The organism is Lactobacillus sp. (assembly GCF_051873315.1).
In the GTDB taxonomy this organism is placed as follows: domain Bacteria; phylum Bacillota; class Bacilli; order Lactobacillales; family Lactobacillaceae; genus Lactobacillus.
In genome coordinates, this window is sequence record NZ_JBJEES010000037.1 from 4155 (window position 1) to 11839 (window position 7685).

Below are 7685 nucleotides of genomic sequence, written 5' to 3' on the forward strand. Positions count from 1 at the left end.
ACTAAGAAGAAGGCAACTAAGAAAGCTAAGAAGGCTGCCAAGAAGACCACTAAGTCTGCTACCGCAGCTGTAACTGCCAGCGCTGACCAAAGCCAAGCCGCTGACCAAAGTTCAGCTTCAAGCCAAAGCTCAACTGACCAGCAAGACGACGCGGCTAAGAAGGCTGCTGAAGCTGCTGCCAAGAAGGCCGCTGCTGCCGCTAAGAAGGCTGCCAAGAAAGCTGCTGCTGCTAAAAAGGCTGCTGCTAAGAAAGCCGCCGCTAAGAGAAAGGCCGCTGCCAAGAAGAAAGCTGCCGCAAAGAAGAAGGCTGCTAAGAAGTCAGCTGAAAAGGCAGCCAAGTACTGGATCGCTATGCGGGAATCAGGCGGTTCCTACACTGCCAGAAACGGCAACTGTTACGGCCGCTACCAACTCTTGATCTCCTACCTGGGCGGCAACCTGTCCAAGGCAAATCAAGAACGGACTGCTGACCGCTACGTATACGGCCGTTACGGCTCATGGGTCAACGCCAAGAGATTCTGGCTGGCTCACAACTGGTACTAAAATCAGACAATGACGAAGGAGGAATCGCTTGATTCCCCCTTCTTTTTTGCTCTTTTTTAGCTTTTTGTCTTTTTCAAAAAGTGATACCTTTTTACTTATTTTACAAAAGTGACCTTTTGCTTTACAATATTTAAATAGTCTTTGAAATGTCTAAAATTGGGAGGAAATCATGCAGCTCAGCAACGACCAGCTTGCAAACATCGCACACGACTACTACATCAGCAAACTCAACATCGCCGAAATTTCCGCCAAGTACAACCTGTCCCGCTACCTTATTGACAAAGCTTTGAACGACGCGGAAAAGACCGGCATCGTCCAGATCAATATCAAGGAAGGAGCCAAGCGGAATCCCGGCCTGGAAAAGACCTTTCGCCAACAGTTTGGCCTCAAGGAAGCCTTTATCTTAAAGAAGCTGGAGACCAAGAACCAGGACAGCGAAAAGATCGTCAGCTTCGCGGCTGAACAGATCCAGAGCTACATGCAGTCCAGCAAAAACGTCGGCATCACCTGGGGGACGACCATGCTCGACATCATCAACTCCTTTACGGATGTCAAAAATGATGACCTGACCTTCGTCCAGCTGGTTGGCTATCCCCTCCAGGGCAGCGGGCGCAAGAATCCGCTGGAAAGCGTCGCTGCTGCCCAATGCGGGGGCCAGTTCCGCGCCCTGCCAGCTCCCCTTTACTCCTCCAACCCCGACCTGGTCAACTTGATCAAGAAGGAGCCTTTTTACGAGAAGCTGGATGAGCTTTACGACAACATGGACCTTCTGGTGGCCAGCCTGGGCACCTTGCAGGCTTTTGAAGAAGAAAGCTTCCTGCATGAAAAATACGAAAGCCTCCTCTTTAAGAACATCCACCAAAAGAACATTTCCGGCATGATCTTCGGCCGGCCATACGACCATGATGGCCACTTCTTCAGCTCAATTACTGACAAGATCATCGGCATTTCCGACCAGCAGATCGTCAAGACCCCCGTCCGCTTCGTCGTGGTCAACGACCGCTTCAAGTCTGAAGCCCTCCTGGGCGCCCTCAAGTCCGGCATCATCACCCACCTGGTCACCAGCGAAAGCATCGCTGACCGGGTCCTGCAGCTGCAAGAAGAAGGCAGCCGGTAAAAAATTAATTATTTCCACTGCTTAGCAGGCAAAAGGACCAGCTCCGAAAAAGAGCCGGTCCATTTTTCAACCGGTATAATCTGGCTATCCCCTATTTCACATGTAAAAGTCTTTCTCATTTTCTAATAATTTCCTGCCCAGTTGCTTCTTAATAAAGCAGCTTAGCTTTTCGTATAGGGTTGTAATTTAATGGCAAAAGGCTTATGATTTCTTTTGGTAAGCGCTAACAAGCGCTGCTGTGTGATTGATAGGATTATGTTTGATAGGGGGAAATATCATGCGTAAGTTTATTTTGGCTGCTGGTGCCCTGGGCCTGGCAGCTGCTTTTACCGCCTCGCCTGTCAAGGCCTGCACGACTGTAGTAGTTGGCAAGAAGGCCACGACCGACGGATCAACCCTGGTCGCCCGCAATGAAGACGTGGGCGCCTGGTCCAAGCACTTCTATGTTCACCAGGCAACCAGCAATGGCCCGACCACTTATGTTTCTGAAGACAACGGCTTCAAGACCAGCCTGCCAAAGACGGCCCTGCGCTATACCAGCACGCCAGACGGCGAGCAGGAAAATGGCCAGTGGATTTTTGGTGAGAGCGGGATCAACAGCGAAAACGTGGCCATGAGTGCTACGGAATCAGCTACGACCAACAAGAAGGGGGTGAAAGCTGACAAACTGGTCAAGAACGGGATCTCCGAAGCTTCCATGCTGGACGTGGTCCTGCCTTACATCCACTCTGCTAAGGAAGGCGTCCAGCGCCTGGGCCAGATCGTTGAAAAGCAAGGCAGCGCCGAAAACAACGGGGTCATCTTCAGCGACAAGAACGAAATCTGGTACATGGAAATCGGCTCCGGCCACACCTGGGCAGCCGTCAGAGTTCCAGACAACAAGTACGCCGTCATCCCTAACCAAATGGTGATCGGCAAGCTCAACCTCAAGGACTCTAAGAACTACATGGCTTCAAGCAACCTGGTCAAGAAGGTCAAGGCCTGGTCCAAGAACAAGAAGATCAAGCTGGCCGGCTATGCAAAAGGCACGGTCAACTACGCCAAGGCTTTTGGTACCAACGACAAGACTGACGCCGTCTACAACCGGCCGAGAATGTGGGACGGGCAGAGAATCTTGACCCCAAGTAAGAAGCAGTCAATTACCAAGAAGTCCTACACCCTCTTCCTTAAGCCGGACAAGAAGGTCAGCCCAGGCAAGGTTGGCCAGGTACTTTCCTCCCACTTTACGGGAACCAAGTACTCCAGCTACGGCAAGTGGAAGGGCGGCTACCGGCCAATCAACGTGCCAACTGACGTAGAATCCCATATCCTGCAGATCAGAAACAATGTACCTAAGGAATACGCTGCTATCCAGTGGCTGGCCATGGCCTCCCCGGCGACCAGCGTCTACCTGCCCTTCTACACCAACATCAGCGACACGCCAAGCCAGTACAAGGTTGACGGCGACTACCAAGACCCGACTAATACCAAGTCTGCCTACTGGACTTACAAGACCACGGCCATGGTGGTTGAAGCTTACAAGCACAAGAAGTTTATCGACAGCGCAACTGGCAAGAAGACGGACCTGATCTACAAGGACGTTAATCCAACCAAGAAGGCCGTAACTAAGCAGCTGGCGGCCAACCTGGCCCAAAGCGACAAGGCAGCCAAGACTTTGTCCGGTGACAAGCTGACGGCCTACTTGACTGAACAGAACCAGAAGAACGCTGACTACGCGCAAGGCAAGTGGCAGACCATGAACAAGAGCCTGATCGTCCACTCTAACAAGCTGGCGCCAATGACCAAATCCAAGCTCACTTTCAACAAGTAATTTTATTGCCGTAATCTCCATAGTAACTGTAAACAAGAAACATTTTAACAAGTAAAAATAGCAACATCGATATTTTAAACCGCACGAAAAAGGCAGCTCCATTCTGGAGCTGCCTTTTCACTTACAAACTTTTACTTTACTTACAAGTACTTTTCAAACTTGCTTTTAAACTTTTACCACAGGCCGATCAGCTTCATCCACAAGCCGCCGATGCCGCCGTAGACTACCAGGTAGAAGAGACCCAAAACGAAGCACATCTTCCACCAGTCAGTCTGCTTAACATAGCCTGGGGCAAAGAGGGCGGTTGCCGGCCCACATGAGTAGTGGGTGGTTGACTGGAAGATCGCCCCAGTCATCCCCAGCATGATAGCCGCAAACATTACCGGTACGCCGGCACTCTTGGCAATCAAGAGCAGCGGAGCGTACATGGCAACAACGTGAGCCGTGCCGGAGGCAAAGAGGTAGTGGCTGTAGAAGTAAACCAGAACCAGGATAGCCATGACCAGAACTGGTGACATGCCACCGATAACAGACTTGATGGAAGCCTGCAGCCATGGAATCACGCCACCCTTAAGGCTCAGTTGGTTAGCCATGAAGATCAGGATTGAGAACCAAACGACAACGTTCCAGGCACCAGTTTCGCTCAGCATGTCCTTGGTAGTCAAAACCCCGGTTACCAGCAGAAGCGCGGTTGCCAGGAAGGCTACCCAGGTAGCGTCCAGGCCGATGAAGCTGGACAGCATCCACAAGACAAGAGCCAGGATGAAGACAGCCATCATAACCTTTTCAGAGGCCTTCATGGCGCCCATTTCCTTCAACTGGCCGTCAGCCCATTCCTTAGCGTTAGGAGTTTCCTTGATCTTAGGCGGGTACATCTTGTAGATGATGATTGGCACTAAGATGAAGGAGATCAAGGCTGGCACGATAGCGGCTGCTACCCAGCCGAACCAGGAAATCTTGACCCCGTTAGCCGCTGCCAGACCAACCGCGGCCACGTTAGGAGCTGAGGCGGTCATAAAGAGGCTGGATGAGATCGTGTTGGCGTGGAATTCGTTGAAGACCAGGTAAGAACCGATCTTGTCTTCCGTACCATCAGAAACCTTGGAACCGAAGGTGTCGGACAAGGATTCGATGATTGGCAAAACGATCCCACCAGACCGGGCAGTGTTGCTTGGGGTGGCTGGTGAAACGACCAGGTCGATCATGGACAAGGAGTAGGCCAGACCCAAAGTCTTTTTACCGAAGGCCCGGACGAAGATCAAGGCGATCCGCCGGCCCAAGCCAGTCTTGGTAAAGCCCCGGGCAATCATGTAGGCCATGGCGATGGTCCATGGAGTTGAGTCAGCGAAGGCTGACAGGGCTGGCTTCATTTGGACCAGGCCCAGGCCGATGATGATGACGTAGGCGATGATAGATACCCCGGCGATTGGCAGAGGCTTGGTGATGCAGGCAATGATCGTCGCAAGGAAGATGGCGAACATGTGCCAGCCGGCAACGGTGATGGTTGCCGGACGCAAAGGAGTGAGCAGGAAGAGCCCAATTCCGATGATCAAAGGCCAGATGAAGCCTTTGTAATTAACTTTTGCTAACATTTTTTCTCCCGCTTTTTGAAAAAGACTATTCTTCCGGCTTAGTCCGGTCGATGTTGGTCATGGCCATGTAGTCCATCCATTCATCGTATTGTTCTTCAGTTACCTTGCCGCTCTTGAGGGCAGCTTCCTTCAAGGTCGTGCCTTCGCGTTGAGCAGTTTGGGCGATTACGGCAGCTTCGTGGTAGCCGATCTTTGGTGACAGAGCAGTAACAGTCATCAAGGAGTTTTCCAGCAGGTCGTCCATTCTTTGTTCGTTGACAGTCAAACCGTGGATCATCTTGTCAGCGAAGCCAGTGATAGTGCCGGCCAGGATTTCAGCTGATTCCAGGAAGGCAGCGATCATGACAGTCTTGAAGACGTTCATTTCGAAGTTGCCTTGGCTGGCAGCGAAGTTGATGGTTACGTCGTTGCCCAATACGCGGGCTACAGCCATGGTTACGGCTTCAGCTTGTGTTGGGTTAACCTTGCCTGGCATGATTGATGAGCCTGGTTCGTTGGCTGGGATGTTCAGTTCACCGTAGCCGGCACGTGGGCCAGAAGCCAGGAAGCGGATGTCTTGGGCAATCTTGAACATGTCGTTGGCCAAAGTCTTGAAGGCGCCGTGCATTACGCTCAAAGCTGAGTGGTGAGCCAGGCCCCAGAACTTGTTGGTATCAACCTTGAATTCGTGGCCGTAAACTTCTGACAGCTTGCCGGCGATTGCTTCAGTCATGCCTGGAGCAGCGTTCAAGCCAGTACCTACGGCAGTACCACCGATAGCCAATTCGTAAAGGCTTGGCTTCAATTCTTGGATGTAGGCCAGGTCATGCTTCAAGGCTGAGATGTAGCCGGAAACTTCTTGGCCGAAAGTCAAAGGAGTAGCGTCTTGCAGGTGGGTGCGGCCAACCTTGACAGTCTTCCAGTACTTGTCTTGCTTTACCTTAAGTTCGTCAATCAAGTGTTGAATAGCTGGTTCCAGCTTGTCGACAGCTTCAACGGCAACGATGTTCATTGCAGTTGGGTAAGTGTCGTTTGAGCTTTGGCCACGGTTGACGTCATCGTTTGGCAGGATGTTCAAGCCTGGGTGAAGCTTGTTAGCCAGGTTGGCAACAACTTCGTTGACGTTCATGTTGGTTTGAGTACCTGAACCAGTTTGCAATACGTGAAGTGGGAAGTCCTTGCGCAAGTCTTCGTCGCTAAGAGCCAGCAATTGGTCGATAGCTTCTTCGATTGCTTGTCCCTTTTCAGCTGGTTCATCGCCAACTTCAACGTTTGATTCAGCAGCAGCCTTCTTCAAGTGCAGGAAAGCACGGATGATAGCCAATGGCATCAATTCGCCGGATGGGAAGTTGTTGCGGCTTCTTTCAGTTTGCGGGCCCCAGAGAGCTTCCTTAGGAATCTTAACTTCACCGATCGTGTCTGATTCAATACGGTATTCTTGTTCTGCCATCTTACAAATCTCCTTACAATAAACTTTTACAAAAATCTTGCTTAACTACTTGCATTATATAACGGCTTTTTTGAATTTTGTTAAAAATGACACAGCTTTTTGTTGTTTTTTAAAGAATTTCAAGGGCTGTCTATTTTTTGAAATTTGAACAATTTTTTGGCAAAATTCTTAAAATGTAAAAGTTTTCAAGCTGAAGTAAGCGGTTGCTAGAAGTATTTCGCAATTTAATTTGACGTAGGGAAAATTTTTTGGCCTATTTTTTACAGGGAGTTAATGAAAAATGTAACTTGTGAAATGTTCATTTGCTAAAAGTGATTTAGACAGTTCCTTCTTATAATAATACGCTTTCACTGTTCTTAAGAAGAATGCGCAAAATGAGCATAGCGGAAAAAACAGATTTTTTCAGTCATACATCCCCCGGCACAAACGCAAAAATACAAGGAAGACAAAAAGCTCCAGAAGTTGCTAAACGCTTCTGGAGCTCTTTGTTTATGGACTGATTTTTAGGAAATCAGGACTTACTTTTCCTGCTTTCTTTTCTTAAAGCTGAAGCCAAAGAGAGAAATACCTGCCAGCAGAGAAAGAATACCTGCCAAGAAGCCGGTCTTAGCGTCCTTCTCACCGGTTTGCGGGAGCTGAGCCGCGGCTGGAGTCTTTGCTGCGGAAGCAGACTTAGCAACAGCTTCAGCGGCTGGTGCTTTTGCAGCTGACTTAGTCACAGGAGCTGGAGTCTTAGCAGCTGACTTAGTTGCTGGCTCTTCATCCGTGTTCACTATAGTCACAACGTCACCGCCGTCAGTATCTTCATCTGTATCAGCTGGTTCTTCAGTATCAGTTGGTTCAGTAGATGGTTCTGCGGACGGCTCGGTAGTCGGTTCTGTCGTTGGCTCAGTAGACGGTTCGGTCGATGGTTCCGTATTTGGCTCTGTTGATGGCTCAGTACTTGGCTTAGTAGATGGATCCGTTGACGGTTCTGTACTTGGTTTAGTTGGTTCTTCCGTCGGAGTCGTCGGTTCAGTCGGCTTAGTCGGTTCCGTTGGAGTCGTCGGCTCAGTCGGTGTGGTAGGTTCAGTCGGTTTAGTCGGTTTAGTCGGTTCAGTCGGCTTGCTTGGCTCCGTTGGACTCGTCGGTTCAGTCGGCTTAGTCGGTTCTGTTGGGGTCGTTGGCTTGGTTGGCTCAGTCGGTTCCGTTGGG

5 protein-coding genes and 1 pseudogene are annotated in these 7685 nt (G+C 50.3%); 3 read left to right on the forward strand and 3 right to left on the reverse strand.

What is annotated here, in order from left to right; genetic code table 11:
* The 3 genes and pseudogenes from ACI32D_RS01975 to ACI32D_RS01985 all read left to right on the forward strand — a co-directional run.
* A pseudogene (locus ACI32D_RS01975) lies at window positions 1-543 on the forward strand (peptidoglycan-binding protein LysM); the annotation flags it as partial.
* A 169-nt stretch (window positions 544-712) separates the two neighbouring features.
* On the forward strand, window positions 713-1660 hold the full coding sequence (locus tag ACI32D_RS01980) for a sugar-binding transcriptional regulator (RefSeq protein ID WP_439774985.1): 948 nt from the start codon (window positions 713-715) through the stop codon (window positions 1658-1660).
* Window positions 1661-1937: 277 nt separating this feature from the next.
* Window positions 1938-3470 carry a C69 family dipeptidase gene (locus tag ACI32D_RS01985; RefSeq protein WP_439774986.1) on the forward strand — a complete coding sequence of 511 codons (1533 nt, stop codon included), beginning with the start codon at window positions 1938-1940 and terminating at the stop codon, window positions 3468-3470.
* A 173-nt stretch (window positions 3471-3643) separates the two neighbouring features.
* Here ACI32D_RS01985 and ACI32D_RS01990 read toward each other — a convergent pair whose 3' ends face one another.
* From ACI32D_RS01990 to ACI32D_RS02000, 3 genes are all read right to left on the reverse strand, one after another.
* A complete protein-coding gene (locus ACI32D_RS01990) occupies window positions 3644-5062 on the reverse strand; it encodes a DASS family sodium-coupled anion symporter (RefSeq protein ID WP_439774987.1) in 1419 nt (472 codons plus the stop codon).
* Window positions 5063-5087: 25 nt separating this feature from the next.
* Window positions 5088-6491: a class II fumarate hydratase gene (locus ACI32D_RS01995; RefSeq protein WP_439774988.1), complete on the reverse strand. Its 1404-nt coding sequence runs from the start codon at window positions 6489-6491 to the stop codon at window positions 5088-5090.
* A gap of 518 nt (window positions 6492-7009) precedes the next feature.
* Window positions 7010-7685, reverse strand: a 676-nt coding sequence (locus ACI32D_RS02000) for an LPXTG cell wall anchor domain-containing protein (protein WP_439774989.1), incomplete at its 5' end; no start/stop codon positions are given.

Coding starts and splice junctions, on each gene's coding strand:
- ACI32D_RS01980 (WP_439774985.1), top strand. CDS start 713: ATGCAGCTCAGCAACGACCAGCTTGCAAACATCGCACACGACTACTAC.
- ACI32D_RS01985 (WP_439774986.1), top strand. CDS start 1,938: ATGCGTAAGTTTATTTTGGCTGCTGGTGCCCTGGGCCTGGCAGCTGCT.
- ACI32D_RS01990 (WP_439774987.1), bottom strand. CDS start 5,062: ATGTTAGCAAAAGTTAATTACAAAGGCTTCATCTGGCCTTTGATCATC.
- ACI32D_RS01995 (WP_439774988.1), bottom strand. CDS start 6,491: ATGGCAGAACAAGAATACCGTATTGAATCAGACACGATCGGTGAAGTT.